The 25,773-nt window shown below is 62.4% G+C and carries 25 protein-coding genes; 12 read left to right on the top strand and 13 right to left on the bottom strand.

Going from position 1 to position 25,773, the window contains the following annotated elements:
* Window positions 1-28 precede the first annotated feature (28 nt).
* The gene (locus tag DBIPINDM_RS12145; RefSeq protein WP_258585935.1) at window positions 29-1,030 is read left to right on the top strand and encodes a 2-hydroxyacid dehydrogenase; all 1,002 of its coding nucleotides are present in this window, start codon (window positions 29-31) and stop codon (window positions 1,028-1,030) included.
* Between the two features lie 31 nt (window positions 1,031-1,061).
* Here the strand turns inward: DBIPINDM_RS12145 and DBIPINDM_RS12140 are convergent, their stop codons facing one another.
* The 9 genes from DBIPINDM_RS12140 to DBIPINDM_RS12100 form a co-directional block, all read right to left on the bottom strand.
* Window positions 1,062-1,538: a GNAT family N-acetyltransferase gene (locus DBIPINDM_RS12140; protein ID WP_258585934.1), complete on the bottom strand. Its 477-nt coding sequence runs from the start codon at window positions 1,536-1,538 to the stop codon at window positions 1,062-1,064.
* Between the two features lie 14 nt (window positions 1,539-1,552).
* Window positions 1,553-2,305 carry a molybdopterin-synthase adenylyltransferase MoeB gene (locus tag DBIPINDM_RS12135; RefSeq protein ID WP_258585933.1) on the bottom strand — a complete coding sequence of 251 codons (753 nt, stop codon included), beginning with the start codon at window positions 2,303-2,305 and terminating at the stop codon, window positions 1,553-1,555.
* A gap of 31 nt (window positions 2,306-2,336) precedes the next feature.
* Window positions 2,337-3,476 carry a DNA replication/repair protein RecF gene (gene recF, locus DBIPINDM_RS12130; RefSeq protein WP_258585932.1) on the bottom strand — a complete coding sequence of 380 codons (1,140 nt, stop codon included), beginning with the start codon at window positions 3,474-3,476 and terminating at the stop codon, window positions 2,337-2,339.
* A 78-nt stretch (window positions 3,477-3,554) separates the two neighbouring features.
* Window positions 3,555-4,673, bottom strand: coding sequence for a DNA polymerase III subunit beta (gene dnaN / locus DBIPINDM_RS12125; RefSeq protein ID WP_172219783.1), 1,119 nt, complete (start codon window positions 4,671-4,673; stop codon window positions 3,555-3,557).
* A gap of 384 nt (window positions 4,674-5,057) precedes the next feature.
* Window positions 5,058-6,602, bottom strand: a complete 1,545-nt coding sequence (gene dnaA / locus DBIPINDM_RS12120; RefSeq protein ID WP_258585931.1) for a chromosomal replication initiator protein DnaA — start codon at window positions 6,600-6,602, stop codon at window positions 5,058-5,060.
* 856 nt (window positions 6,603-7,458) lie between these two features.
* The gene (rpsT, locus tag DBIPINDM_RS12115) at window positions 7,459-7,725 is read right to left on the bottom strand and encodes a 30S ribosomal protein S20 (RefSeq protein ID WP_095198364.1); all 267 of its coding nucleotides are present in this window, start codon (window positions 7,723-7,725) and stop codon (window positions 7,459-7,461) included.
* A gap of 182 nt (window positions 7,726-7,907) precedes the next feature.
* A complete protein-coding gene (locus DBIPINDM_RS12110) occupies window positions 7,908-8,681 on the bottom strand; it encodes an enoyl-CoA hydratase (RefSeq protein ID WP_258585930.1) in 774 nt (257 codons plus the stop codon).
* 32 nt (window positions 8,682-8,713) lie between these two features.
* Entirely contained in the window at window positions 8,714-9,604 is an 891-nt protein-coding gene (gene mutM, locus DBIPINDM_RS12105; protein WP_258585929.1) for a bifunctional DNA-formamidopyrimidine glycosylase/DNA-(apurinic or apyrimidinic site) lyase, read from the bottom strand.
* Complete coding sequence (locus DBIPINDM_RS12100; RefSeq protein ID WP_258585928.1) at window positions 9,597-10,838, bottom strand: phosphopentomutase; 1,242 nt, start codon at window positions 10,836-10,838, stop codon at window positions 9,597-9,599. Before DBIPINDM_RS12100 ends, mutM begins: the two co-directional genes overlap by 8 nt.
* A 231-nt stretch (window positions 10,839-11,069) precedes the next feature.
* Here DBIPINDM_RS12100 and DBIPINDM_RS12095 point away from each other — a divergent pair, with 231 nt between their 5' ends.
* Window positions 11,070-11,993 carry a phosphate/phosphite/phosphonate ABC transporter substrate-binding protein gene (locus tag DBIPINDM_RS12095; protein ID WP_258585927.1) on the top strand — a complete coding sequence of 308 codons (924 nt, stop codon included), beginning with the start codon at window positions 11,070-11,072 and terminating at the stop codon, window positions 11,991-11,993.
* Window positions 11,994-11,998: 5 nt separating this feature from the next.
* Here the strand turns inward: DBIPINDM_RS12095 and DBIPINDM_RS12090 are convergent, their stop codons facing one another.
* The 3 genes from DBIPINDM_RS12090 to DBIPINDM_RS12080 all read right to left on the bottom strand — a co-directional run bounded on the left by DBIPINDM_RS12090 (window position 11,999) and on the right by DBIPINDM_RS12080 (window position 13,807).
* Window positions 11,999-12,622, bottom strand: a complete 624-nt coding sequence (locus DBIPINDM_RS12090) for a TadE/TadG family type IV pilus assembly protein (RefSeq protein WP_258589249.1) — start codon at window positions 12,620-12,622, stop codon at window positions 11,999-12,001.
* A 35-nt stretch (window positions 12,623-12,657) separates the two neighbouring features.
* Window positions 12,658-13,245 (bottom strand): TadE/TadG family type IV pilus assembly protein, encoded by a 588-nt coding sequence (locus DBIPINDM_RS12085; protein WP_258585926.1) that lies wholly within the window; start codon window positions 13,243-13,245, stop codon window positions 12,658-12,660.
* 139 nt (window positions 13,246-13,384) lie between these two features.
* Window positions 13,385-13,807, bottom strand: a complete 423-nt coding sequence (locus DBIPINDM_RS12080; RefSeq protein WP_258585925.1) for a pilus assembly protein N-terminal domain-containing protein — start codon at window positions 13,805-13,807, stop codon at window positions 13,385-13,387.
* Window positions 13,808-14,164: 357 nt separating this feature from the next.
* Here DBIPINDM_RS12080 and DBIPINDM_RS12075 point away from each other — a divergent pair, with 357 nt between their 5' ends.
* The 9 genes from DBIPINDM_RS12075 (at window position 14,165) to DBIPINDM_RS12035 (ending at window position 23,308) form a co-directional block, all read left to right on the top strand.
* On the top strand, window positions 14,165-14,341 hold the full coding sequence (locus DBIPINDM_RS12075) for a Flp family type IVb pilin (RefSeq protein WP_027043512.1): 177 nt from the start codon (window positions 14,165-14,167) through the stop codon (window positions 14,339-14,341).
* A gap of 185 nt (window positions 14,342-14,526) precedes the next feature.
* Entirely contained in the window at window positions 14,527-15,045 is a 519-nt protein-coding gene (locus DBIPINDM_RS12070) for an A24 family peptidase (RefSeq protein ID WP_258585924.1), read from the top strand.
* Window positions 15,046-15,261: 216 nt separating this feature from the next.
* On the top strand, window positions 15,262-16,077 hold the full coding sequence (gene cpaB, locus DBIPINDM_RS12065) for a Flp pilus assembly protein CpaB (RefSeq protein ID WP_258585923.1): 816 nt from the start codon (window positions 15,262-15,264) through the stop codon (window positions 16,075-16,077).
* Window positions 16,074-17,606 (top strand): type II and III secretion system protein family protein, encoded by a 1,533-nt coding sequence (locus DBIPINDM_RS12060; protein WP_258585922.1) that lies wholly within the window; start codon window positions 16,074-16,076, stop codon window positions 17,604-17,606. Before cpaB ends, DBIPINDM_RS12060 begins: the two co-directional genes overlap by 4 nt.
* A 14-nt stretch (window positions 17,607-17,620) precedes the next feature.
* Window positions 17,621-18,358 (top strand): CpaD family pilus assembly protein, encoded by a 738-nt coding sequence (locus DBIPINDM_RS12055; protein WP_258585921.1) that lies wholly within the window; start codon window positions 17,621-17,623, stop codon window positions 18,356-18,358.
* Window positions 18,359-18,411: 53 nt separating this feature from the next.
* The gene (locus DBIPINDM_RS12050; RefSeq protein ID WP_258585920.1) at window positions 18,412-19,701 is read left to right on the top strand and encodes an AAA family ATPase; all 1,290 of its coding nucleotides are present in this window, start codon (window positions 18,412-18,414) and stop codon (window positions 19,699-19,701) included.
* Between the two features lie 23 nt (window positions 19,702-19,724).
* Window positions 19,725-21,230, top strand: coding sequence for a CpaF family protein (locus tag DBIPINDM_RS12045; protein WP_258585919.1), 1,506 nt, complete (start codon window positions 19,725-19,727; stop codon window positions 21,228-21,230).
* Between the two features lie 29 nt (window positions 21,231-21,259).
* A complete protein-coding gene (locus DBIPINDM_RS12040) occupies window positions 21,260-22,273 on the top strand; it encodes a type II secretion system F family protein (RefSeq protein ID WP_258585918.1) in 1,014 nt (337 codons plus the stop codon).
* A 9-nt stretch (window positions 22,274-22,282) separates the two neighbouring features.
* Window positions 22,283-23,308: a type II secretion system F family protein gene (locus tag DBIPINDM_RS12035; protein WP_258585917.1), complete on the top strand. Its 1,026-nt coding sequence runs from the start codon at window positions 22,283-22,285 to the stop codon at window positions 23,306-23,308.
* Window positions 23,309-23,386: 78 nt separating this feature from the next.
* On the opposite strand, the gene DBIPINDM_RS12030 is transcribed toward DBIPINDM_RS12035, so the two are convergent.
* Window positions 23,387-24,208, bottom strand: a complete 822-nt coding sequence (locus tag DBIPINDM_RS12030; protein WP_258585916.1) for a tetratricopeptide repeat protein — start codon at window positions 24,206-24,208, stop codon at window positions 23,387-23,389.
* A gap of 129 nt (window positions 24,209-24,337) precedes the next feature.
* Between DBIPINDM_RS12030 and DBIPINDM_RS12025 the strand changes: the two genes are divergently transcribed.
* A complete protein-coding gene (locus DBIPINDM_RS12025; RefSeq protein ID WP_258585915.1) occupies window positions 24,338-25,702 on the top strand; it encodes a leucyl aminopeptidase family protein in 1,365 nt (454 codons plus the stop codon).
* Window positions 25,703-25,773 lie beyond the last annotated feature (71 nt).

Below are 25,773 nucleotides of genomic sequence, written 5' to 3'. Positions count from 1 at the left end.
GGTTAAAGAGGTCTCAACGAGGGAAACAATGGCAGGCAAAAAGAAGCCTCTCGTGGTCATCACGCGAAAGCTGCCCGACCCGGTCGAGACCCGTATGCGCGAGCTGTTCGACGCCAGGCTGAATGTCGAGGACCGGCCGATGACCCAGCCGGAACTGGTCGCGGCGGTCAAGGAAGCCGACGTGCTGGTGCCGACGGTGACCGATCACATCGACGCGGCGCTGATCGCCCAGGCCGGCGACAACCTCAAGCTGATCGCCAATTTCGGCAATGGCGTCGACAAGATCGACGTGGCGGCGGCCGCCAAGAGGGGCATCACCGTCACCAACACGCCCAATGTGCTGACCGAAGACACCGCCGACATGACCATGGCGCTGATGCTGGCAGTGCCGCGCCGGCTGGCGGAAGGCGCCAACGTGCTCACCGGCGACAAGAAATGGGCCGGCTGGTCGCCGACCTGGATGCTTGGCCGGCGCATCTGGGGCAAGCGGCTCGGCATTGTCGGCATGGGCCGCATCGGCACCGCCGTTGCCAGGCGGGCCAAGGCCTTTGGCCTTTCCATCCACTACCACAACCGCCATCGCGTATTGCCGGCGGTCGAGGACGAGTTGGAGGCGACCTATTGGGAGAGCCTCGACCAGATGCTGGCCCGCATGGACATCATCTCGGTCAATTGTCCGTCGACGCCCGCGACCTTCCATCTCTTGTCGGCGCGGCGGCTGGCGCTGCTGCAGCCCACGGCCTATGTCGTCAACACCGCGCGCGGCGACATCATCGACGAGGAAGCGCTGGTCAAGCTGATCCAGGACGGCAAGATCGCCGGCGCCGGCCTCGACGTCTACGAGCATGAGCCGGCGCTCAATGCCAAGCTGCTCAAGCTCGCCGCCAGGCACAAGGTCGTGCTTTTGCCGCATATGGGCTCGGCGACGCTCGAGGGCCGCATCGACATGGGCGAGAAGGTCATCATCAACATCCGGGCATTCGTTGACGGTCACCGCCCACCGGATCGTGTGCTGCCGCTCAGAACCTGACGATCCGCTGTCTTAATATGTAAGTAAAGGCTTACGAAAGAGCCTTGCGCATGGTGATCGATGTCGGCCTGGCGTAGCCCTCATGCGCCGTCCGGTCGGTTTCGTGAAAGCCGAGGCGGGCAAAGGCGGCATGATTGGCGGTGAGCTCGATGCGCGTCTGAAGCTCGAGCGCCGCCTTGCCGCGGTCGAGCGCGAGACCTTCGACCGCCCGCATCAGCCGCCGGCCGGTGCCTTGCCCTTGGCAGTCCGGCGCGACGGCGAGCTTGCCGACATAAAGATCGTCGGCTCTTTCGAGGGCAAAGACGCAGCCGACGATCCTGTCGCCGTCGAGGGCCACGAAACCGGTCTCCCGCCCGGCCTTGTCGCGCAGTCCATCGAGGGTGAGCAGGTGGGCCGAGGACGGCGGGTCGATGACGCCGTCCATGAAGGCGAAAGCACGCATGATCAGGGCAAGCACCTCATCCCAGCGGCCGAAATCGGCCGGGATGCGGTCGATGGAGAGGGGCATGGTTCGCTCCAAGATCAGCGCCTGGCGTAGCGGATCGTTTCGAAGCGCGCGGAGAGCGCATCGTAGAGCAGCAGCCGGCCGACCAGCGGCTCGCCGATGCCGGTGATCAGCTTGATCGCCTCCATTGCCTGCAGCGTGCCGACGACACCGGTCAGCGCGCCAAGCACACCGGCCTCGGCGCAGGATGGCACCAGGCCGGGCGGTGGGGCTTCGGGAAAGAGATCGCGATAGCCAGGGTTCGGCTTGCCATCCTTGCCGTCCTCGAAAGGCTTCAGCACCGTCACTGAACCATCGAAGCGGCCGACGGCGGCATGCACCAGCGGTTTGTGCTCGCTCGCGCAAGCGTCGGCCACTGTATAACGGGTCTCGAAATTGTCGGAACCGTCGACGGTGATGTCATAGCCGGCGATGAGGGCAGGGGCGTTGTCCGTGTTCAGCCGGACTGTGTGCGTCTCGACCGCGGTGTTGGGATTGATACGGGCGATTGCTGCCTTGGCACTGAGGGTTTTCAGCATGCCGACCGTATCGGTGCCGTGGATGACCTGGCGTTGCAAATTGGAGAGCGACACGGTGTCGTCGTCGACGATGCCGAGCGTGCCGACGCCGGCCGCCGCAAGATATTCGAGCACCGGCGCGCCCAGTCCGCCGGCGCCGATTACCAGGACCCGCGCCTGCTTGAGCTTCTGCTGGCCCGCGCCGCCGACTTCGGGCAGCACGATGTGGCGGGCATAGCGTTCGATCTCGTCGGCGGTGAGCACGGTGGTCATATCAGGACCATATAGCGGCTGAAAAACCTTGTCAGGCGTCTTCGGTTGGCCCAACCGCGCCGTGGTCGACCGTCAGGAACTGCGCGCGCCCCTTGAGACTGGAAAACAGCGCAGCATCGGTTCCCGTCATGAAAGCCTGGCAGTTTAACTCCTCCAGGATCGAAAACAGTGCCGCCCGCCGTCCGCCATCAAGGTGTGCTGCGATCTCATCCAGCAGCAGGATCGGCGTCATGCCGGACATCTCGCCGGTCAGCCGGGCATGCGACAGGACGATGCCGACCAGCAATGCCTTCTGCTCGCCGGTCGAACACAGCTCTGCCGGCATCGCCTTGGGCCTGTGCCTCACCAGCAGATCGGAACGGTGCGGGCCTTCGAGCGTTCGTCCCGCGGCACGATCCCGATCACGGCCACCGGCAAGCGTCCGGCGGAACCGCTCCTCGACATCGACCGCCGGCGCGGTGGAAACCTCGGTCTCCAGATCGCCCGAAAGGCTGATATCGGCTTGCGGGAACGGCCCCGTGTCGGGCAGCTTGTCGATCATGGCGGCGAGCAGGCGCACCAGTTCGGCGCGCGCCGCCGCAATGGCGACGCCGGTTTCGGCCATCTGTGTCTCGATCGCCTCGAACCAGCGATCATCCCGCGAACCCTCGGTAAGCAGACGATTACGGCCCCGCATCGCCTTTTCGTAGTCGAGGGCGCGCTGGCCGTGGCCGGGATCGATCGCCAGCACCAGCCGGTCGAGAAAGCGCCGGCGATCCGCGGCCGGTCCGGTGAACAGCGCATCCATGGCCGGCGTTAGCCATACGACGCGCAGCCATTCCAGCATGTCCTCGGCCGATCGGGCCGTCGCGCCGTTGATGCGAACCCGCCTGCCGCCTTCACCCTCGCCAACCGAAATGCCCGTGCCGATCTCGATCTGGCCATCGGGCCCGTCGAGCCGAGCGTGCAGCGCAAAGCCGCCATCGCCGCCCTCGCGCGCGACATCGGCGTAAGGGGCACGGCGAAGGCCACGCCCGGGTGTCAGAAAGGAAATCGCTTCGAGGAGGTTGGTCTTGCCGGCACCGTTGTCACCGGAAAACACCACGGCACCCGGGGCGAGATCGATCGTCAGTGTCGCATAGTTGCGGAAATTGGTAAGTGTAAGCTTACTTATGTGGGTTTGTGCCGGCAACCGCTATCCGCCTGTAGAAGTCGCCATTGTTTCCGCTGCCGGTCCCGTCGCAGAGCCGGATCGATGAAGCAGTGCCGGCTATACCCGCATCGGCATCAGCACGTAAAGCGCGGTCTCGTCGGCCATGTCGTGGATCAGCGTCGGCGAACCGGCATCGGCCAGCATGAATTTGGCTTCCGTTCCGGTCAGCTGGGCCGCGACATCGAGCAGATACTTGGCGTTGAAGCCGATTTCGATCGGGTCGGACGAATAGTCGGCCGCCAGTTCCTCGGTGGCGCTGCCCGAATCCGGGTTGTTGACCGCAAGCGTCACCTGGCCTTCGCTGATCGAAAGCTTCACCGCACGGCCGCGTTCGGAGGAAATGGTCGAGACGCGATCGACCGCGGCGGCAAAGCTCTGGCGGTCGAGGATCAGCTTCTTGTCATTGCCGGTCGGAATGACCCGCTGATAGTCCGGGAAGGTGCCGTCGATCAGCTTCGAGGTCAGGACCACGCTGCCGATGGTGAAGCGGATCTTGGTGTCCGACAGCTCGGTGGTCACGGCGACATCCGGATCGTCGACCAGCTTCTGCAGCTCGCTCACCGTCTTGCGCGGAATGATGATGCCCGGCATGCCCTCGGAACCCGCCGGCGCGTCGATTTCGGCGCGCGCCAGGCGGTGGCCGTCGGTGGCCACCGAGCGCAGCTTCAGCTTGCCGCCGACCTCATGCGTGTGCAGGTAGATGCCGTTGAGATAGTAGCGCGTCTCCTCGGTGGAAATGGCGAACTGCGTCTTCTCGATCAGACCCTTCAGGGCAACCGAGTCGAGCCGGAAGATATGCGAGAAGGATCCGGCCGAAAGCTCGGGGAAGTCGGATTGCGGCAGGCACTGCAGGCGGAAGCTCGAGCGGCCCGACGTCACCGTCATGGCGTTGCCGTCTTCGTCCGTCTTCAGCATCACCTCGGCGCCGTCGGCGAGCTTGCGCACGATATCGTAGAGCAGATGCGCCGGAACCGTCGTCGCCCCGCCGCGCTCCACCTTGGCGGGCGTCGCTTCCGTCACCTCCAGGTCGAGGTCGGTGGCCTTCATTTCGAGGCTGGCGCCCTCGGCGCTGAGCAGCACATTGGACAGGATCGGTATCGTGTTGCGCCGTTCGACCACACGGTGGACGTGGTTGAGCGACTTCAGGAGATTTGACCGTTCCAGGATAACACGCATGACGAAACAGGCTCGCTTGAAAGGATGAGCGGGTCTCCGGCTGGCGGCGCCCCGCGAAAGGTCTGAACAGGCTCAGAATCTGTGTAAACTGACAGGAAAAAGCCAGCAAACGCAAGCCCGCGCCACCGGTTCGGGCCGGCTGCGCGGGCTTTCTGGGGATAAAGGCCACGAAGACCGCCAGCCAGTGTACTGAATCCGGAATCCGGATCGCGGCCAGGCTTTGTTTTGACACAATTCCCAAGGGAAGCGCTACGCGCTTTTCCCGGGAAAACCGTTCACACTTTTCCTGGAATTGCTCTGCGCCGCGAGCCCATTTCGAGCTCATGGCCGGGCAGGCAAGTCGTTGAATTCCAGCGCAGTTCCGGCTTGCCTGTTCCGGACCGGTCAGGCCTGGTCGTTGATCAACCGTCGCAGCAACTCGAGTTCCTGGGCCAGCGTGTTGTCGTTGCCGGAAAGGTCCTCGATCTTGCGCACGGCGTGCAGCACCGTGGTGTGATCGCGGCCACCGAAGCGCCGTCCGATTTCGGGCAGGGAGCGGGGCGTCATCACCTTGGACAGGTACATGGCGACCTGCCGTGGCTTGACGATGGTGCGGGTACGCCGATTGGACAACAATTCGGTCTTCGACACGTTGTAGTGGCGCGCCACGATGCGCTGGATATCCTCGATGCGGACCCGCTTCGGCTCGCCGGTGCGATAGATGTGGCCGAGGATCTCATCGATGCGGTCGATGGTGATCTGCGGCTCGAACGACTGGCGAAACAGCAGCTGATTAAACGCGCCCTCCAGTTCGCGTCCGCTGCCGGTCACGGTGCGGGCGACGTGATTGAGGATTTCGTCGGAAATATCGAGCGATGCGTCGTCGACCCTGGCCGTGGCCAGGCGCAGTTTGAGCATGCCGAGGCGCATGGCGAAATCAGGCGCCGACATTTCAAGCGCGACGCCGCCATTGAGGCGCGAGCGGACGCGCGGTTCGAGCGATTCCAGCTCGGACGGCGGCCGGTCGGCGGCGACAACGACTTGCTTGGCGCTGTCGAGCAGCATGTTGATCAAATGGCAGAATTCATGCTGGATCGACTTGCCCTGCAGGAACTGCATGTCGTCGATGATCAAGAGGTCGATGTCGCGCAGCTGCTCCTTGAGCGTCAGCGCATTGTTGTCGCGGATCGCGGTGGCGAAGCGCCACATGAAATATTCCGCGGTGAGATAGACGACGCGGGATTTCGGGTTCTGCTTCAGCGATTCCGCCGCGATGGCCTGCAGCAGGTGAGTTTTGCCGAGCCCGACGGTCGCGTGCAGGAAAAGCGGGTTGAAGCGCACCGCGCTCGACTGCGATTCCGCCACGGCCTTGGCGGCGGCGAAGGCCACCCGGTTCGACGGGCCTTCGATGAAGGAGCCGAACGTGTAACGCGGATCAAGCGGGGATCCCAGAACGTTGTGGCGGAACTCGCTCTCGACCGCAGCACCCGGGCGCGGCACGGGAGGCCGTTCCACCCTGCCGGGGCTCACGGTGCCGGCGGCCAGCGCCGTCTGTGTCTGCCGTGTCATCTTGCGCGCCGGTGCCAATTCCGGTTCGGCATGGCTGCGCCCCTGGCGGGTGGCCGTGCGCACCACGATCTCGATCTTGAGGAGATCGGCATCCTCCTGCTTCCACAGTTCGGAGATCAGGTCGAGATAGTGGCCGTTGATCCACGAGCGCAGGAACGCGGTGGGCACCGAGATGCGGACAATGCCCTTGGACGCCTCCGCGACCTTCATGCGGCCGAACCAGCTCGAATAGACTTCAGCCCCCAGGCGCGCCTTCAACTGGGTCTTGACCCGGTCGAATTTCTGTTCCGCGTCGCTGGAGACCGCCATCTCGTTTGCTCCGATCAAAGTTCCAGGAAATGGGAGGTCGCCCGTAAGCTCCCTTTCGATGCCGCTCTGCATGATCGAGTTCCTTGCCTTTCTGTACCTGTTTTCCGCTGGGGATGCGCCTCCTGCATCCTTTTTCCAGCGACCATGTCTTCGCTACGATGCCCGTTGCCGCCGCCGGCAATGAACGTCGCCCACTATTCGAGGGGAACCGGTGCCGGCCCATGGAAGCCAGTCCGCGTTGGGTATGTCAGCGCAATACAACACCGTCCGGCGAAAAACGCCGGCGCGCCGTCTACCTGCCATGTCTAGTTACGCCAGTCCCCTACCGTATCGAAAAAAGAGCAAACCAAACCGTCCGCGGACTTGATCCGCGTCGCAAATCCCGCCAATTTAAGCTGGCTGCGTCAGGCTGGGTTAAGGGCCAGAGGCCCGTCCCTTTCGATGGATCGACATTACCGAAATCGCTGTGGATAGGGCAAGGCCACGTCTAACGGATTTTTAAGGAATCTGGTTACCTCAGGCGCCTTGGGGCGCCATGCCGTGGCGGCATATTTTGACAAAGCCATTGTGATTCAAACCCTTTTCCGGCGAATATGAAAAAGCCGGGCCGGTGCGAAATATTCTGAAATAATTTGCTTGACAGCCAGTTGTCCTCCCGTCCCTTTGGGACGTTGTGGACAAGCTGTGGACGACCATGGGTAACTATATGAAAAATATCGCTTATTTTTGATGGTTAGGAATTTGTAGGCCGCCACTTTTCAAGCATGTCAACCATCAGCAGGCATGCATGTGCCGGCAAAGCATTTCGAAGACTGGAATCCGCTTTGGGCACCGTTTCCGAGCATTCTTTTTAAGTACTTGCCGGCAAACGAAAAAAACCCGGCACGATCGGCCGGGTTTCAAAGAAGCTTAATCTGTAAAGGCGATGTCAGGCCGACAGTACCTTGAGGCGCGCGGCCAGACGCGACACCTTGCGGGACGCGGTATTCTTGTGGATGACGCCCTTGGTCGCGGCACGCATCAATTCTGGCTCGGCGGCCTTGAAGGCGGCCTGTGCGGCGGCCTTGTCACCGGAGGCGAGTGCCTCCTCGACCTGGCGGACATAGGTGCGCACGCGCGAGCGGCGGTTCTTGTTGATCGCCGCGCGGCGGACGATCTTGCGCGTTGCCTTTTTGGCCGAGGATGTGTTGGCCATGATGCCTCTCTTCTGATCTGGTCGGCGCAACGCGGCATGCCGCAGGGCGCAAAAAACAAACGGGCAGCCACAGGGCCGCCTCGGTTGGTGCGGCTTATAGTTCAGCTTTTCCGGCGCGTCAACGCTGCCTGGCGTTCTTTTTGGCCGAGGCCACAGGGTTTCGATCGCGGGCCGGCAACGCTCTACCGATTGGTGAAATTCGGCTTCCGCTTTTCGGCGAAGGCCGCCATGCCTTCCTTCTGGTCTTCGAGCGCGAAAAGCGAGTGGAACAGGCGGCGTTCGAACCGCAATCCCTCGGCCAGCGTCGTTTCATAGGAACGATTGACGGCTTCCTTCGCCATCATCACCGACGGCAGCGAGAAATCGGCGATCTTGGCCGCCGCCTTGACCGCCTCCTCGACAAGCTCGGCTGCGGGCACGACCCGCGACACCAGGCCTGAGCGCTCGGCTTCCGCTGCATCCATCATCCGTCCGGTCAGGCACATGTCCATCGCCTTCGACTTGCCGACGAACCGGGTCAGGCGTTGCGACCCGCCCATGCCGGGAATGACGCCGAGCGTGATTTCGGGCTGGCCGAATTTGGCGGTGTCGGCGGCAATGATGAAGTCGCACATCATTGCCAGCTCGCATCCGCCGCCGAGCGCATAGCCGGCCACTGCCGCAATGATCGGCTTGCGCGCCCGCGTGAACTCTTCCCAACCGACGAAGAAGTCCTGGCTATAGGCGTCCACATAGGAGATCGCCTGCATCTCCTTGATGTCGGCACCGGCGGCAAAGGCTTTGTCGGAACCTGTAAGAACCATCGCGCCGATGCCAGGATCGGCGCCGAAACCGTTCACAGCCGCGACGAGTTCAGCAAGGATCTGGGAATTCAGCGCATTCAGCGCCTTTGGCCGGTTCAGTGTGATCAGTCCGACCTTGCCGCGCGTCTCGGTGATGATCGTTTCGTAGGCCATGGCTGCTTCTCCTCGCTAGACCCCGGTCTAACTCAGCTCTGACACGTCCGGCAATAGAAGGTCGAACGTCCGCTCTGCACGATACGCTCGATATGGCCGCCGCAGCCGGGCTTCGGGCAAGGCTCACCCTCGCGGTCGTAGACGGCGAAGGAATGCTGGAAATAGCCCAGCGATCCGTCGGTGTGCACATAGTCGCGCAGCGACGACCCGCCAGCGGCGATGGCATCTGATATGACCGAGCGGATCGCCTGGGCCAGGCGTTCGCTTTGTTCCCCGGCCTTCTTGCCCGGCTTGGCGATGGTGCCCGCCTCGCGCAAGGGCGACAGGCCGGCACGCCAGAGCGCCTCCGAGACGTAAATATTGCCAAGTCCCGCGATCAGCTTCTGGTCAAGAAGTGCTGCCTTAAGCGGCGATCTGCGGCCTTTCAGCAACGAGGCGAGCAGCACGCCGTCCAGCGCATTGCCCGTGGGCTCGACGCCCAATCCGGCCAGCATCGGATGCGTCTCCGGCGGTCCTTCAGCAAACAGCATGAAACCGAAGCGGCGCGGGTCGTTGAAGATCACGCGGGACCGGGCGCCGTTGGCGGCGACGACATCGAACACGACATGGTCGTGCGCCGTGCTTTTCGAGCGCTCGTGGTGGAACACGCCGGGTGTTTCGCCGTCGTCGTCGGTCTCGATGCGAAAGGAGCCCGACATGCCGAGATGGCAGATCAGCACCGGGCCGTCCTGCACATGCATGGTCAGATATTTGGCCCGGCGGCCGAGCGCGGTGATTGTCCTGCCGGTCAGCCGTTCCGAAAACCGTTCGGGAAAGGGAAACCGCAGATCTGGCCGTCGCGCTTCGACCTTGGCCAGACGGGCACCTTCCAGGACCGGCTGCAGGCCACGCCGGACTGTTTCGACTTCGGGCAATTCAGGCATGGCCGCCAATCATCGCATGGAAAGAAGTGCCGTGGCGGCCGGGCGCCAGCCCCAGATGTTCGGCGACGGTTTCGCCGATATCGGCGAATGTCGTTCTCAGTCCGATGTCGCCACCTCTCAAACCGGGTCCCGTGCCGATCACAGGGATGCGTTCACGCGTATGATCTGTCCCTCGCCAGGTCGGATCATTGCCATGGTCGGCCGTCAGGATGAGAAGGTCGCCCTGCCGCAGCTTTGCGAGTGCTTCCGGCAGCCGCCGGTCGAAGGCCTCGAGCGCGGCGGCATAGCCGGCGACATCGCGGCGATGGCCGAATTCGGTGTCGAAATCGACGAAATTGGCGAAAACGAGAGCGCCGTCACCGGCATCATCCATCGCACCGAGCGCCTTGTCGAACATGGCCATGTTGCCGGCGGCCTTGCGCACTTCCGAAATGCCGCGATGGGCGAAGATGTCGCCGATCTTGCCGACGGCGATAACGCGGCTTCCCCGCGCCGTCAGCCGGTCAAGCAAGGTCGGCTCCGGCGGCGGCACGGCGTAGTCATGGCGATTGTAGGTCCGCTGGAAGGTGCCGGCGGTCTCGCCGACGAATGGCCGCGCGATCACGCGCCCGATTCTGAGCGGATCAACCAGCCGGCGCACCACCTGACAGAATTCATAAAGCCGCTCCAACCCGAAATGGACTTCATGCGCGGCGATCTGCAGGACCGAGTCGACGGAGGTGTAACAGATCGGCTTGCCGGTGCGGATGTGTTTCTCGCCGAACCGTTCGATGATCTCGGTGCCGGGCGCATGGCAGTTGCCGAGAATGCCCGAAACCTCGCCCTCACGGATCATCGCCGCGGTCAGATCAGCCGGAAAGGCGGGAACCGTATCCGGGAAATAACCCCAGTCGAAACGCACCGGCAGGGCCGCGATCTCCCAGTGACCGGAGGGTGTGTCCTTGCCGCTCGAAACTTCCTGCGCCGCGCCATGGAAGGCATTGGCGATCAGATCCGTCCCGAAATGGGCAAAGCCCAATCCTGTCGCCGTCTCGGCTGCCTTGCCAAGCCCGAGTGATGCCATGTGCGGGACAAACAGCGGCCCTTGTCGAAGCCGCTCGCGATCCGCGCGCCCTTCGGCGCAAGCTTCGGCTATGTGCGCGAGCGTGTTGGCGCCGGCATCGCCATAGCGTTCGGCATCGGCGGCGCCGCCAATGCCGAAGGAATCCAGGACGAAGAGGAAAGCGCGCGCCATCGGGTCATTGTTGCCAGTGTGGACGCCCAGACATAGGGTTCTACGGCGGCATTGGCAATTCGGAAACCAAACGGCAACGGCTTGGCGCGACAGTCCAGTGCATGTCGCCCAAAAGTGCGCAGCGGTTTTGGGATAACGACGACAGGTACAATCCAGGATGTTCCAGGATATAAAGTGTCAGGGCGCGCCGGGCTTGGGCATGGATCGAAGAAAACGCGGGACGGTCTTGTCATGAATGCAGCGCTGAAGGCATGCGCTGCCCTTGTGGTCGTGCACGGCGCGCTCTGGTGTGGTCCGGCGCGGGCCGACTGGCGCGATGATATCGGCACATTTCGCATCGGCATTGTCGCCGAGCCTGGCGCCGGCAACACCGTTCCGGGGCTGGCGCTGTTGACGCAATCCTTTACCAACGCGCTTGGCATGAAGGTGGAGTTCGTCGTTGCGCGCGATTATGCGGCGCTGATCGAGGCGCAGGCCAACGCCCGGATCGAGTACGCCATCTATTCGGCGACGGCTTACGCCACGGCGCTGCAGCGTTGTGGATGCATCGAGCCGCTTGTGGCTCCGGTCGATTCCGACGGTGCGGCCGGCATCCGCTCCGTGCTGCTGACCAGGGACGGCAAGCTGTCCGGCCTGGCGGCGATGCAGACGCACCGGATCGCCATGCCGCCGCCGGACAGCGTCGGAGGCTCGCTTTTGCCGCTGGCGGAACTGGCCGCCGAACACGTCAAGATCACTGAGGATGCCCCGTTTCTGATCCATGCCAATTCGACGTCCGCGGCGGAAACCATGCTTGTCGACGGCCAGGCCGACGCCTCGTTCGGCTGGGTGAGGGCGGCAGCCGACGGCCAGCCGCTGCTATCTGATGGCACGCAGGCAAGGCTCGAAGCAGCCGGCCTTTCGCCGTCGGCTCTCCAGGTCGTGTGGATGTCGGGCCTGCTGAGATACGGTCCCCATGCCGTACGCACTGATCTCGACCCGGAAGCCAAGCGTCGGCTGACCGTGTTCCTGACCAACCTCAAATCGACGACGCCGGATGTTTACGATCTCCTGGAATCGAAACACTCCGGCGGCTTTCTGACCGTGGCCCCAAAGGATTATGCGACGGCGGAAGCCATCGTGCGCCTGGTGTCAACAGATGGTGGGCAGCAGTAAAGTCTTCAGCAATCGCTGCAGGGGATCGTCAGGCTTCTGCGCGGGCGCAGATAGTAGGTCTCGCCCATCGGGATCGTCGTGGTGAGGGATTGTGTCAATCCGAGCTTTTGCTGGGTGTCCGACTGCCAGTTGATAATCGGCGAGTAGCTCAGATTGCTTTCGACGCGGATAAGGAAGGTGCCGGCGACCTTGAGCGTTGCCGGAACCGTGGTGGTCGCCGGCAGGGCGGTGGCGATACTGTAGACGCCATTGGCCACCTTGCGCGACCACACCACGTTCACTTTGGGCGGCGTATCGGTGGTGACCTGTATTGCCGTGATGGTGATGTTCGGCGTCGAGCGGTTGTAGGGCTGAATGGTCGAGGTACCGATTTTCATGATGGCGTCGAGATCCGCCTTGACGATGGTCGGCTGCTGCGTGACGAGGTCGGCAACCATGCTGCCGATGCGGCTGACCTTCTTGCTGGTCTCGATGGCCTGCGAAGCCTCCATGGTCATGAAGTACATGACCAGCAGGATAGGAACGATAAGAGCGAACTCGACCGCCGCCACCCCACGGCGATTGGAGCAGAACCCGACTGCCTTGCTCCAGAGTCCTGCAATTTTCAGATGTGCCCCCGCACGCATCATGGCATTGCCTTTTTTCTTGTTGGTGCTTCCGAAACTCAATTGAACGGCTCGTTCTGCCAGGTCACTGACGCAAAGTGCAGCGTCCTGCCACCGCTCAGATTGGCCATCGACTTGGCCATCAGATCGGTCACGACAGGCCATTTGTAGAAGACCCGCAGCATGTTCTTCGATTCCGCCAGGCCAGGCGTGTTTGCGAAAGCCTGTGAGTTCGTGCCTTGCATCAGCACGACATCGCCGTTCTGGATCTTGAAGCCCGCAGTGGCCGCGTCTGCGAAAGTCGGATACTCGCGAAGGTCCACGAGCAGCTGATCGGGACAATCCGTCGAGACGATGATCTCCAGCCTGCCGCAGATCAGGGTCGTCAATTTGGTCCCGGCGACATCGGCCGGTCTCAACTGGCCCGTGCGCAACTGGCGCGCGATATCGTCAGTGATGTTGGCCATCACTTCCTGGCCGGCAAAAGAGATGCAGCTTTCAAGGATGCCAAAGACAAGAAGCGCGAACGGCAATGCAAGAATTGCGAATTCGATGGCCGTGCTGCCACGGCGGTTGCGAACGAAGCGCTTCAAAAACCCGGCGCGCTCCACCTTGTGCTGACCTGACGAGCCGAATTCGTTGCCCATACCTTGTTCCTGCCACCCCTGGACGGTTCCGACAGGTGTATTAGCGCAAACCAATTGAGGTCCGGTTTGAATGATTGTTAAAGTCGGCGCCGGCGTCTTAACCGGCCGGTAACCTGGACGGCTGCCGGCCCCGCGCAGTCTATCTGCTGACGTTCATCTCGGCTTCGGAGGATTTTTCAGCCTCGCTCTTGTAGGAGCTTTCGCAATAGGGCGTGCAGGACATGGTCTGGACCTCGGCACGTCGGTAAATGCGAACCGACGAGGCTGCCTGCCGCACGACGGTAACCTGGGTGTCGACGATCGGGCTGCCTTCCTGGTCGAGAACGACGAGATTGGTGACACCGAAACCCTTGCCGGTGAGCACGATCGTCGAGGCGTCCTGGACGGAGGCATCGGCGATTGCCGGGTTGCCGACGACGACCGTGTCGGCGGGGCGCGACAATTTCACGATCTTGGCCTGATTCATGGTGACTTCGATATCGGCGCCGGCCCTGGCTGGCGTGATCAAGCTTGTGGCGGCAAGAAGCACGGCAATCAGCATTGAGGATCTCTGCACGGCCATCGAGGCGCTCCACGCAAGCAAACTGTTCAACGGAACATGAACGAGATTGGTGAACCAACGGTTAAGTCGGCTTGCCGCCGCCGGATGCCGTGACCGGCATGGCTGCTCACATGGCCGAATCCGCACCGGGTCGCAAGCTTCCGTAAGCCCTTGCCTTTTGCGGCGTTGGCCTGGGAAACGGTACTTTAGCCAGCGCTTAGCATGGAGTTAACCACGCACTCTGTTCGAGCCGGGAAAGGAATCGGTAAGGCTGTTTATTAAGCCGATCGAAAGAGCTTCTCCCTAGATTGGCAGTATCCGATCAACCATCACAGAAGTTGACGGAAGTGCTGTAACACGTGGAGTAGGAGCTCTCGAATGTCTAACCTTTTTGCACGTTTCGTGAAGGACGAATCCGGCGCGACCGCTATTGAATATGGTCTGATCGCCGCTCTCATCGCGCTCGCCATCATCACCGGCGCCGGCGCCCTCGGCAACGCAATCAACGCCAAGTTCACCTCTATCGGAACCACCCTGAACTCCAGCGGCAGCTGATCTGCTTATTGCTGAACGCTCAGCTAATGTTCTAGACAGGGGCCGCCACGTGGCGGCCCCTGTTTCATTCTGCTTGTTATGTCACCGCCAATACCAGTCGTCTTTTCGTTGCGGGCCTCATCAATCGTTAATCGAACCGGTCTAGATTGAGCCCCTTGGAATTCGCACAAAAGGCATGAGCGCCGATGCTTGAAGCCCTGATCTTCGTCGTCTTTCCGTTCTGCATGCTGTTTGCCGCGATCTCCGACATGCTGTCGATGACAATTGCCAACCGCGTGTCGGTGCTGCTTGTCGTCGTCTTCGCGCTGGTTGCGCCGCTGACGGGTATGGAATGGGCAGCCTATGGTTGGCATTTCGCCGCCGGTGCCCTGGTCCTGGCGGTGACGTTCGGCCTGTTCGCGATGGGCGGCATGGGTGGAGGCGACGCCAAGCTGCTGGCAGCAACGGCCGTGTGGATGGGGTTGAACATCCATCTCGTCGAATACCTTGTTATCTCGACAATGATCGGCGGCCTGCTGACGCTCGCCATCCTGCTTTACCGGAAGTCGCCACTGGCGGTTATTACCGGCCGCAATCCCTTCCTGCGTCATTTCGCGGACGACACGACCGGGGTTCCCTATGGGATCGCGCTTGGCCTCGGCGGCCTGCTGACCTATCCGGATTCGCCTTTGATGGTATGGGCGCTGGCAAGGCTTGCGAGCTGAAAACGATCTGATTTCCGTTACCCCAGACCGCGTTGCCCGACCTGCTTTGAAAGAGCCGTGGCCGGGCTCTTTGCATTCGTGGCGGCGGGATAGAGCTAATTTATGTAAACCTTAAATTAATCACGATCGTAAGCATTACATTAACCTTGTTTTGACGATTGCCGCTGCAAAGTCCGGCCTGGCTACGTGGTTTGCCAAGGGCGAGGGTTCGGACAGATGCCAGCATCCCGACTGATTATTCTGAGCGTGGCGGTGGCCGCGGCGGGTGGCGCTGGCTATGTCGCAAAAAATATGGTCGCCGCCCCGCCGCCGCAGGTCGTCGTCGATTCCGGCCCCCAGGCTCCCGCCGTACCACTGCAGGACGTGCTTGTGCTCTCGGGCGATGTCGCGATGGGCAACGCGCTTCAGAACAGCATCTCCTGGCAATCCTGGCCGGCCGACGGCGTCAACGCGAATTTCATCACCAAGGTGAACGCTCCCGACGCCCTGGAGAAACTGAAGGGGTCGATCGCCCGTGTGCCGATGTACGCGGGCGAGCCCGTGCGACGGTCCAAGCTGATCGGCGAGGGGCAAAGCTTCATGTCGTCCATCCTGCCTTCCGGGATGCGGGCGGTCGCCACAGCCATATCGGCCGACACTTCGGCCGGCGGCTTCATCCTTCCAAACGATTTCGTCGACGTCATCATGACCCGCAGGGCGGATGCCAGCGGCGGCGGCACCGGTTTCAACACTGAAACCATCCTCAAGAACATCCGCGTCCTGGCGATCGACCAGACCATCCAGGAGGACGAGCAGGGCAAGAAGACCAGGGTTGGCCAGACCGCCACGCTGGAGCTCACGCCCAAACAGGCGGAGATCATCACCGTCGCCCAGCAGATGGCGGATCGCCTGACCCTGGCGCTGCGGGCGATCACGGACACCCAGGAAAAGAACCTCGGTGAGGCCGACTATCTCGTTTCCGGCAATGGCCGCAAGGGAACGGTGAGACTGATCAAGTCGGGTGAAGTTTCCGAAGTAGGGGCAAGGAAATGAGGCTAAGCGGTAAACTGCCGGCAATCGCAGCCACGGCATTCGGCCTGCTGCTCGTCGGAACGAATGTGCAGGGCGTTGTCGAGGCGAAGAGTACGCAGGTGACGGCTACGACAGCCACGCAGCGCGTCAAGCTTGGCCTCAACAAGTCGGTGGTCATAGACCTGCCGAGCGATGCCTACGACATTCTTGTCGCCAACCCGACCGTTGCCGATGCGGTGACCCGCACCGCAAGGCGTATCTACCTGTTCGGCAAGGCGGTCGGTGAGACCAACATCTTCGTCTTCGGTCCGAACGGCGAACAGATCGCCAGCCTGGACCTGGCCGTCGAACGCGACGTCGCCGGCCTGGAGGATTACATCAAGCGCTTTATTCCGACCTCGGACGTCAAGGTGGAACTGCTGAACGACAACGTCGTCTTGACCGGAATGGTCGATACGCCGCTGGACGCGAAACGAGCGGTCGACCTTGCGACGATCTTCGTCTCGGGCGGTGAAGCGACGACCGGACAATATTCGCAGACCGCGGCCGGCGGTTCGGCCCAGAGCGGTGTCGACATCAACAACCCCGACACGCAACGCCGCGTCTCAAAGATCGTCAACCTGCTGCAGATCGTCGGTGACGACCAGGTCACGCTGAAGGTGACGGTCGCCGAAGTCAGCCGCTCCGTGATGAAGCAGCTCGGTGTGAACATGGTCGGCAGCGGCGACAGCAACGGCATCAGCTGGGGCGCATTGAGTTCGCCCAACTACGGGTTGGGCAAGCCGCTTTCGCAGACCTCGGGCCTGGGCTTCGCGACCTCAAGTCTGCAGGCCTACATCAACGCGATGGAACAAAGCGGCGTCATGAAGACACTTGCCGAACCGACTCTCACTGCTGTTTCGGGCGAGAAGGCAACGTTCAAGGTTGGCGGCGAATACAATATGGTCTCCGGACGCTCGAGCAACGTATCGACCGGCAATCAGACTGGCCAAACGACATATACCTTTGACAAAATCGAGTACGGCATCGGCCTCGAGTTCCAACCGGTGGTGCTGTCGGCGGGTCGGATCAGTCTGAAGGTCAGAACTTCCGTGTCGGAGCCAACCATGGAAGGTGCCGGCACGCTGGAAGCGGGAGGCAAGTCGGCGCTGAACCTGCAGGGAATGTCGATATTGTCACTCCGTAAGCGACTTGCCGACACGACCGTTGAGTTGCCGTCGGGCGGTTCAATGATGATCGCTGGTCTTGTCCGCGATGACGTTCGCCAAGCTGTTGCGGGATTGCCCGGCCTCACCAAAATACCAGTGCTCGGCGCGCTCTTCCGCAGCAGGGATTTCGTGCGCAACGAAAGCGAGCTCGTCATCATCATCACGCCCTATCTGGCGAAGCCTGTGGCACGCAATGATCTCGCCAAGCCGGACGACAATTTCAACCCTGCCAGCGATGGTGCCGCCATGTTCCTTGGCAAGGTCAATCGCGTCTACGGCACCATGCAGACCGACAAGCCCAACGGCCGGTACCACGGCGTTGTCGGCTATATCTACAAGTGAATGGGGAAGCGGACATGTCTCAGTCAGCGTTGAAGACAAGGACCATCGCCACGACGATGCGCACCAGCCGTTCGCGAGCCGGCCTGCGGGTGCTGCCGGTCCTGGCGGTGGCGGTGACGGCTTTGCTGGCCGGCTGCGCCCAGCGCGACAGCATCACCGTTGGCGCCATTCCGGACGACTATCGCACCAACCATCCGATCGTCATCGCCGAGAAGAACCAGAAGATCGACCTGCCTGTCGGCGCCGGCGACCGCGGCATGACCGGTTCGCAGCGCGACACGCTCATGGGTTTCCTCGACGGCTATGACAAGAGTGCCGCGCCGACATTGACGATCCAGATTCCCAGCGGATCGGCCAATGAGGTCGCGGCGACGGCGGCCGGCCGTGACTTCGCCAGGCTCGCGGTCGCCAGCGGCATCAAGCGCAACCGCATTGTCGTGGTCTCCTACCAGGCCGGCTCGAGCGAGACATCCGCCCCGATCCGCGTCTCCTTTATCGCGGTGAGAGCTCAGACCGACAAATGTGGACGCTGGCCCGACGATCTCACCGAGACGTCGGAAAACAAGCATTATGCCGACTTCGGCTGCTCCTATCAGAACAATCTCGCCGCCCAGATGGCAAACCCGGCCGATCTGCTCGGGCCGCGCAAGCAGACCACCATCGACGCGGAAAATCGTGGCACGGTGATCGATGTCTATCGTGCAAGAGGCATTTCGGGTGAATTCCTCGGCAATTCGGAAGTGACGTACTGAGCCGCGCCCTCGAGGAAAGAGAAGCCAGGGAAAGAACAGGCCACGGAAAGAGCATGACCATGAGCAATCTTGCCTATGACGCCACCGTGGATGGCGGTGATACATCGCCGCAGGACATCGCCGCGATGCAGGCGTTGCGCCCGGTTCCGCGCATCTCGATCCAGGCATTCTGCGAGACCGAAGGCGTTGCCAATCCGGTCGAGCGCGCCGGCGAGGACCGCCGCATGACCAAGGCGCATCTCAAGGTCCATATGGGCGGCGTTCCCACGGCCATCGAGTTCTATCAGTCGGCGCCGACGCCGAACCTGATCCTGCTGGAGTCACGCAGCGAACCCAAGCAATTGCTGGAGCAGCTCGCCCACCTCTCGGAATACTGCGATCCATCCTCGAAAGTGGTGGTGATCGGCCACTATAATGATGTCGGTCTTTATCGCGAGCTCATCCGCTCCGGCATCTCTGAATATGTCATCGCGCCGGTGTCGATGGCCGACATCGTCAGTGTCGTGTCGTCGATTTTCGTCGATCCGGAGGCCGAACCGCTCGGCCGTTCGGTCGCCTTCGTTGGCGCCAAGGGCGGCGTCGGCTCTTCCACAATCGCCCACAATGTAGCCTGGGCAATGTCCTCCCTGTTCAAGTCCGAGGTCGTCGTTGCCGACCTCGACCTCGCCTTCGGCACGGCCAACATCAATTTCGACCAGGATCCGGCACAGGGCATCGCTGAAGCGGTGTTCTCGCCTGAACGCGTCGACGAAGTGTATCTCGACCGGCTGCTGACCCAATGCGCCGAGCACCTGTCGTTGCTCGCGGCGCCATCGACGCTGGAACGCGTCTACGACTTCGATCCCGATGCCTTTGCGCAACTTGTCGATACCGCGCAGCGCAGCGTGCCGCTTCTGGTGCTGGACGTTCCCCATATCTGGACGGGCTGGGCCAAGAACACGCTGGTCAAGGCCGACGAGATCGTCATCACGGCGACGCCGGAACTGGCCAATCTGCGCAACACCAAGAACCTGGTCGACATGTTCAAGCGGCTTCGCCCCAACGACCCGCCGCCGAAGCTGATCATCAACCAGGCCGGCGTCCCCAAGCGGCCGGAAATTTCGCCGTCCGATTTCGCCGAGCCACTCGGCCTGACGCCGATGTCGGTCATCGGCTTCGATCCGTTGCTGTTCGGCAATGCCGCCAACAACGGGCGCATGCTCGGCGAGATGGATGCCAAGAACCCGGTTGTGGCGACGATCAACGAGATTGCCCATGTGCTGACCGGGCGAAGCGAAATCCGGACAAAAAAGAAGGCCGGCCTGGGCAGCCTGCTCGGCAAGCTCTCGCGCAACAAGAAGTGACGTTTTGGAACCGGTAGTCGATCATGTTCGGTAAAAGAGGCAACGACGACGGCAACCGGTTCACGCCGGAATTCCGCCAGCCAGCACCGGCGCCGGCCCCCCCGCCGCCCGCGGGTTCGGCGGATACGGCGGTTCTGGCCCGGCCCGCGGTACCGCCGCAGCCAAGCGCACCTGTCGCGCCGCCGGCTCGCCGCGCGGTCGAGGCGCCGCCCATCGCGCCGGAGGCGAGGCGGAGCCGCGAAAAGAGCGAGACCTACTACGACACCAAGAGCCAGGTTTTCTCGGCGCTCATCGACACGATCGACCTTTCGCAGCTCGCCAAGCTCGAACCCGAAAGCGCGCGCGAGGAAATCCGCGACATCGTCAACGACATCATCGCGATCAAGAATTTCGCGATGTCGATTGCCGAGCAGGAGGAGCTGCTCGATGACATCTGCAACGATGTGCTTGGTTATGGGCCGCTCGAGCCATTGCTAGCCCGCGACGACATCGCCGACATCATGGTCAACGGGTCGAAGAACGTCTATATCGAAGTCAATGGCAAGGTCGAACAGACAGGCATTCGCTTTCGCGACAACCAGCAGCTTCTCAACATCTGCCAGCGCATCGTCAGCCAGGTCGGCCGCCGTGTCGATGAATCCAGCCCGATCTGCGACGCACGCCTTCCCGACGGCTCCCGCGTCAACGTCATCGCCCCTCCGCTCGCCATCGATGGGGCCGCGCTTACCATCCGAAAATTCAAGAAGGACAAGCTGACGCTCGATCAGCTGGTCAAGTTCGGCGCCATTTCGCCGCAGGGAGCCGAGGTCCTCAAGATCATCAGCCGCGTTCGCTGCAACATCGTCATCTCGGGCGGCACCGGCTCGGGCAAGACGACGCTGCTCAACTGCCTGACCAACTACATCGACCGCGACGAGCGCGTCATCACCTGCGAGGACTCGGCCGAACTGCAGCTGCAGCAGCCGCATGTCGTGCGCCTGGAAACCCGCCCGCCCAACCTCGAAGGCGAAGGCGAAGTGACGATGCGCGACCTGGTCAAGAACTGCCTGCGCATGCGGCCCGAGCGCATCATCGTCGGCGAAGTGCGCGGACCCGAAGTGTTCGATCTTCTGCAGGCGATGAACACCGGCCATGACGGCTCGATGGGAACGATCCACTCGAACAGTCCGCGCGAATGCCTGAACCGTATTGAATCCATGATCGCCATGGGCGGTTATTCGCTGCCGCAGAAAACCGTGCGCGAAATCGTCGTCGGCTCCATCGACGTGATCATCCAGGCGGCGCGTCTGCGCGATGGATCGCGCCGCATCACCCACATCACCGAGGTCATCGGGATGGAAGGCGACGTCGTCATCACCCAGGATCTTGTCCTCTACAACATCAAGGGCGAGGACGCCAATGGCAGGCTGCTGGGCGAACACGTTTCGACTGGCATCGGCCGCCCGCATTTCTGGGACCGGGCTCGCTACTACGGCGAGGAACAGCGCCTCGCCACCGCGCTCGAGGCGATGGAGAAACGTGCTGACTGAGGTATCCGCAGGCATGAAGGTTCTGGTCGATGTTTGGAATTGACGGCACCGTATTGGCGTTTGTCGTGCTCGCCGGCTTCAGCGCCGGCGCGGTCGCCTATGCATTCCTGTTCAACCAGATCAGCAATGAGAAACAGGCAGGCAAGCGGCTTGAAACGATCAAGGCCGCGGAGACGGACCGTTCCATCGTCAAGGCCACGCGCGACCGCGCGGCGGATGCGGCCAAGCGCCGTAAATCGGTGCAGGATTCGCTGAAGGAACTCGACGAGAAGCAGAAAACCAAGGACACCGCCGTCAAGAAACCACCGCTGAAGGCGCAGCTCAGGCAGGCCGGCATGAAGGTTTCGATCGAGCGCTTCTACATTTATTCCGCCATATGCGGCCTCGCGCTGGCGATGGTCGCCTTCGTGGCCGGGGCGCCGCTGCTTGTCGTGCCAGGCGTGCTGTTGGCCGGCGGACTCGGCCTGCCGCGCTGGTTCGTCTCGTTTCGGCGCACGCGCCGGGTCAAGGCATTCCTCAACGAATTTCCAAACGCCCTCGACATCATCGTGCGCGCGGTCAAGTCCGGCCTGCCGCTGAACGATGCCATACGCCTGATCGCCAACGAATCCCCCGAGCCGGTGAAGACCGAGTTTCGCCGCATCGTCGATTCGCAGCAGATGGGCCTGTCGATCCCCGATGCGACCTTGCGCATGCCCGAAACCATGCCGTGCACCGAGGCAAGTTTCTTCGGCATCGTCATCCAGATCCAGGCGCAGGCCGGCGGCAATCTGTCCGAGGCGCTGGGCAACCTTTCGCGCGTGCTTCGCGACCGCAAGAAGATGAAAGCCAAGGTCCAGGCGCTGTCGATGGAGGCGAAGGCGTCCGCCGCCATCATCGGTGCGTTGCCCTTCATCGTCGCTTTTCTCGTCTATCTCTCAAGCCCGAATTACATGTTGCCACTGTTCAACACGAGTGTCGGCAACCTCATTCTCGGTTGCGCTGGCGTTTGGATGTCGATCGGCATTCTCGTGATGCGCAAGATGATGAACTTCGAAGTCTAGGGTCGCGGCATGAGCGAACAAGTCATCAAGTCATTGACGGATCCGGCGTTTCTGATCGCACTGCTGGTCGGCATTGCCGTGTTCGCGACCGTCTTTACACTGCTGCCGGCGCTTGGCGGCAATCAACTCAAGGCGCGCATGAAGTCGGTCGCGCTGGAGCGCGATGAGCTTCGCGCCAAGCAGCGTGCGCGGCTTGCGACCGAAGCCGATCGCCGCCGCAAGGGTCTGCGCGAGCAACAGTCGGAAGGTATGCGCAACATCGTCGACCGGCTCGACCTGCGGCGCGCCCTGGCCGACGAGAACACCTTGCAGAAGCTCAAGGTCGCCGGCTTCCGGGGACAGAACCCGCTGACGCGGTTTCTCTTCTTCCGTCTGGTGCTGCCTTTTGTCGGCTTCGCACTGGGTCTGGTCTACATATTCGTGCTCGGAGGGTTGCCGGACAAACCATTGGTCATCCGGCTGTTCGTCTGCGTCCTCGTTGCCTATGGCGGCTTCTACGCACCGGTCGTCTATGTCAACAACCGTGCCACCAAGCGCAAGCAGTCGATCCAGATGGCCTGGCCGGATGCGCTCGACCTGATGCTGATCTGCGTGGAGTCAGGCATGTCGGTAGAGGCAGCACTGCGCAAGGTCGCCGACGAGATCGGCGCGCAGTCGGTGGCTCTGGCGGAAGAATTCATCCTGACCAATGCCGAGCTCTCCTATCTGCAGGAACGCAAGCAGGCCTATGAGAATCTTGCAAGCCGTACCGGTCTGGAATCGGTCAAGTCGGTGTCGCAGGCGCTCGTCCAGGCCGAGCGCTACGGCACGCCCGTGGCGCACGCGCTGCGCGTGCTCGCCGCCGAAAGCCGCGACATGCGCATGAACGCCGCCGAGAAGAAGGCCGCCGCCTTGCCGCCCAAGCTCACCGTGCCGATGATCCTGTTCTTCCTGCCGGTGCTTTTCGCCATCATCCTAGGCCCTGCCGGCATCCAGGTCAGCCAGCGCGGCATCTTCGGCGATCATTCCGGGGCGGCGGCGCCAGCCAGCCAGTAAGGGCACGGCAATCCTTGCACAAATGCGAAAGCCGCGCTGCATGCAGCGCGGCTTTCGTCTGTTGGCGAAATCGCTGTGTCAGTTGGTTGCCGGCTTCGACTTGTCCTGATCCTTGAGCTGGCTCCAGGCATTCTGCTGGGCCAGCATCTGCCTGAGATAGGCGACATTGGCTTGTGCCTGTTCGGGCGAGAGTTCCTGCGAGGCGATCTTCTCGGCTTCGTCGAAGCGTCCCTGCAGGCCGACGACCAATGCCAGGTTCTGGCGCACACGGCTGTCGGCGCCGGGCTGCTGCGCGGCCGAACGCATATAGGTCTCGGCGGTGCGCAGATCCCCTTCCAGCACATAGGACATGCCGAGATTGGAAAGAACCGAGGGCTCGTTCGGCTTGAGTTCGAGGGCCTTGCGGTAAAGCTGGCGCGCGTCGTCCTTCTGGCCGATCTGATCAAGGATGGCCGCTTCCGCCGACACCAGCTTCCAGTCGGGATATTCCGGCGTCTGCGCACGGCGCACGGCGTCGAGGGCTGCCTCGAATTGGCCATTGGCGGCCAGTGCCTTGCCATAGGCGGCGAGCACGTCGCGATCCTTGGGGTAGGCGATCGCCAGCTTGCGCATCACGGCAAGCGACTGGTCGGCATCGCCGTCCATCTGCAGCGCGGCCGCGAAGTTGGTCGCTATACGCTTGTCGTTGGGGTTCTTGGCATAGGACTGGCCAAGGGCGGCCGTGGCATTGTGCAGTTCTCCCGCCGACATCGTCTCCAGCGGCTGGCCGCCGCTGCGGCCGATCGAGCCGGTGGTCATTCTGCTGGTTCCGCAACCGGCGACGCCCGCCGCCAGCGCCAGCATGAGGGCCGTGGTGACAAGCCGTTTTCCCCTGGAATTCACTGTCCGGTTGGTCGGCATCACACCCTAAGCCTCCATTCATGCGCGCGGCCATTGCGTGGCCATCTTCCCTCCCGCAGAAATATTCTGTTAACCCTAACGGAGAGTTAAGAAGCGCCGACTCACGAAGGGTCGGCAGGAGAACATGGAATGCCTGTCGAACTCGTCGAAACGAAATTGCAAGGCGCGTTGCCGGTGCATCTGGTGGCCCGTGACGGTCTGGAGGCCACGGGCCTTGCACCATCTGTTGTCAGCTGGGCCAGGGCCAACGGCTTTTCCGGCGAGGCAGGCAGGACGCTGGCCGTGCCCGGCGAAAACGGTGCGCTTGCCGGCGCGCTGTTCGGTATTGGTGACGGCGAGGGCGCGCTTGCTCTCGGCGCATTGTCAAAAGCCCTGCCGGAAGGTGACTGGCATTTCGCCTCGGCGCCTGCCGAGCCGGAACTCGCGGCAATCGCGTTGGTGCTCGGCGGCTATGTCTTTACCCGTTACGGCAAGAAGTCAGGCAAGGCGCTGCGCTTCGACCTGCCGGCCGGTGTCGACGCGGCGCGCGTTCGCCGCATCGCCGATGGCGTCTTCCTGACACGCGACCTGGTCAACACGCCGACCAGCGACATGGGGCCGGACGATCTGGAGAAGGCGGTGCGGACTTTGGCCGCGGCTCACAAGGCCGAAATCTCCGTCATCAAGGGCGACGATCTGCTGACGCAGAATTTCCCGATGATCCATGCCGTCGGCCGTGCCTCATCAGGCGCGCCGCGGCTGATCGACATGATTTGGGGGCAACCGGGCGCGCCGAAGGTGACGCTGGTTGGCAAGGGCGTCTGCTTCGACACCGGCGGTCTCGACATCAAGCCGTCGTCCGGCATGCTGTTGATGAAGAAGGACATGGGCGGCGCGGCCAATGTGCTCGGCCTGGCCTCGATGATCATGACCGCCGGGCTGAACGTACGGCTGCGCGTGCTGATCCCCGCGGTCGAGAACTCGATTGCCGGCAATGCCTTCAGGCCGGGTGACGTGCTGGCGAGCCGCAAGGGCATCACTGTCGAGATCGGCAACACGGACGCCGAAGGGAGGCTCGTGCTCGGCGATGCGCTGGCACTGGCCGACGACGAGGAGCCGCAGCTGCTGATCGACATGGCAACGCTGACCGGAGCCGCCCGCGTCGCGCTTGGCCCCGATCTGCCGCCCTTCTACACCGGTGACGATGCACTGGCCTCGGAGCTGGCGGCGGCATCGCTGGCGGTCGAGGATCCGCTGTGGCGCATGCCGCTGTGGCGGCCCTACGATGCGAAACTGTCGTCAAAGATCGCCGACATCAACAACGTCACCACGGACGGTTTCGCCGGTTCGATCACGGCGGCGCTGTTCCTCAGGCGCTTTGTCGAGAAGACGGCGAGCTGGGCGCATTTCGACATCTTCGCCTGGAACCCCGCCGACCGTCCGCATGGTCCTGCTGGCGGCGAAGCGCAAGGCATTCGGGCGTTGGAGCGGATCATCTCGACACGCTTCGGCTGATTTGGGGCCGCAAGTAGAGCCGGCAAATCGGTGAAACTGAAACGGAACCGAAACAATTTGCCGTCATGCTG

The organism is Mesorhizobium sp. AR02, assembly GCF_024746835.1.
Lineage (GTDB): Bacteria > Pseudomonadota > Alphaproteobacteria > Rhizobiales > Rhizobiaceae > Mesorhizobium.
Note: the sequence above shows the minus strand (reverse complement) of the source record. Positions and strands in the feature narration are given on the sequence as shown.

Bases quoted from the DNA above. Each gene is read 5' to 3' on its own strand.
- DBIPINDM_RS12040 (WP_258585918.1), top strand. From the start codon at position 21,260: ATGTTTGGAATTGACGGCACCGTATTGGCGTTTGTCGTGCTCGCCGGC.
- cpaB (WP_258585923.1), top strand. From the start codon at position 15,262: ATGCCAGCATCCCGACTGATTATTCTGAGCGTGGCGGTGGCCGCGGCG.
- DBIPINDM_RS12050 (WP_258585920.1), top strand. From the start codon at position 18,412: ATGACCATGAGCAATCTTGCCTATGACGCCACCGTGGATGGCGGTGAT.
- DBIPINDM_RS12045 (WP_258585919.1), top strand. From the start codon at position 19,725: ATGTTCGGTAAAAGAGGCAACGACGACGGCAACCGGTTCACGCCGGAA.
- DBIPINDM_RS12055 (WP_258585921.1), top strand. From the start codon at position 17,621: ATGTCTCAGTCAGCGTTGAAGACAAGGACCATCGCCACGACGATGCGC.
- DBIPINDM_RS12035 (WP_258585917.1), top strand. From the start codon at position 22,283: ATGAGCGAACAAGTCATCAAGTCATTGACGGATCCGGCGTTTCTGATC.
- rpsT (WP_095198364.1), bottom strand. From the start codon at position 7,725: ATGGCCAACACATCCTCGGCCAAAAAGGCAACGCGCAAGATCGTCCGC.
- dnaA (WP_258585931.1), bottom strand. From the start codon at position 6,602: ATGCAGAGCGGCATCGAAAGGGAGCTTACGGGCGACCTCCCATTTCCT.
- DBIPINDM_RS12140 (WP_258585934.1), bottom strand. From the start codon at position 1,538: ATGCCCCTCTCCATCGACCGCATCCCGGCCGATTTCGGCCGCTGGGAT.
- DBIPINDM_RS12080 (WP_258585925.1), bottom strand. From the start codon at position 13,807: ATGGCCGTGCAGAGATCCTCAATGCTGATTGCCGTGCTTCTTGCCGCC.
- DBIPINDM_RS12075 (WP_027043512.1), top strand. From the start codon at position 14,165: ATGTCTAACCTTTTTGCACGTTTCGTGAAGGACGAATCCGGCGCGACC.
- DBIPINDM_RS12025 (WP_258585915.1), top strand. From the start codon at position 24,338: ATGCCTGTCGAACTCGTCGAAACGAAATTGCAAGGCGCGTTGCCGGTG.
- DBIPINDM_RS12110 (WP_258585930.1), bottom strand. From the start codon at position 8,681: ATGGCCTACGAAACGATCATCACCGAGACGCGCGGCAAGGTCGGACTG.
- DBIPINDM_RS12135 (WP_258585933.1), bottom strand. From the start codon at position 2,305: ATGACCACCGTGCTCACCGCCGACGAGATCGAACGCTATGCCCGCCAC.
- DBIPINDM_RS12090 (WP_258589249.1), bottom strand. From the start codon at position 12,622: ATGATGCGTGCGGGGGCACATCTGAAAATTGCAGGACTCTGGAGCAAG.
- DBIPINDM_RS12095 (WP_258585927.1), top strand. From the start codon at position 11,070: ATGAATGCAGCGCTGAAGGCATGCGCTGCCCTTGTGGTCGTGCACGGC.
- DBIPINDM_RS12070 (WP_258585924.1), top strand. From the start codon at position 14,527: ATGCTTGAAGCCCTGATCTTCGTCGTCTTTCCGTTCTGCATGCTGTTT.
- DBIPINDM_RS12030 (WP_258585916.1), bottom strand. From the start codon at position 24,208: ATGCCGACCAACCGGACAGTGAATTCCAGGGGAAAACGGCTTGTCACC.
- DBIPINDM_RS12060 (WP_258585922.1), top strand. From the start codon at position 16,074: ATGAGGCTAAGCGGTAAACTGCCGGCAATCGCAGCCACGGCATTCGGC.
- DBIPINDM_RS12145 (WP_258585935.1), top strand. From the start codon at position 29: ATGGCAGGCAAAAAGAAGCCTCTCGTGGTCATCACGCGAAAGCTGCCC.
- DBIPINDM_RS12085 (WP_258585926.1), bottom strand. From the start codon at position 13,245: ATGGGCAACGAATTCGGCTCGTCAGGTCAGCACAAGGTGGAGCGCGCC.
- mutM (WP_258585929.1), bottom strand. From the start codon at position 9,604: ATGCCTGAATTGCCCGAAGTCGAAACAGTCCGGCGTGGCCTGCAGCCG.
- DBIPINDM_RS12100 (WP_258585928.1), bottom strand. From the start codon at position 10,838: ATGGCGCGCGCTTTCCTCTTCGTCCTGGATTCCTTCGGCATTGGCGGC.
- dnaN (WP_172219783.1), bottom strand. From the start codon at position 4,673: ATGCGTGTTATCCTGGAACGGTCAAATCTCCTGAAGTCGCTCAACCAC.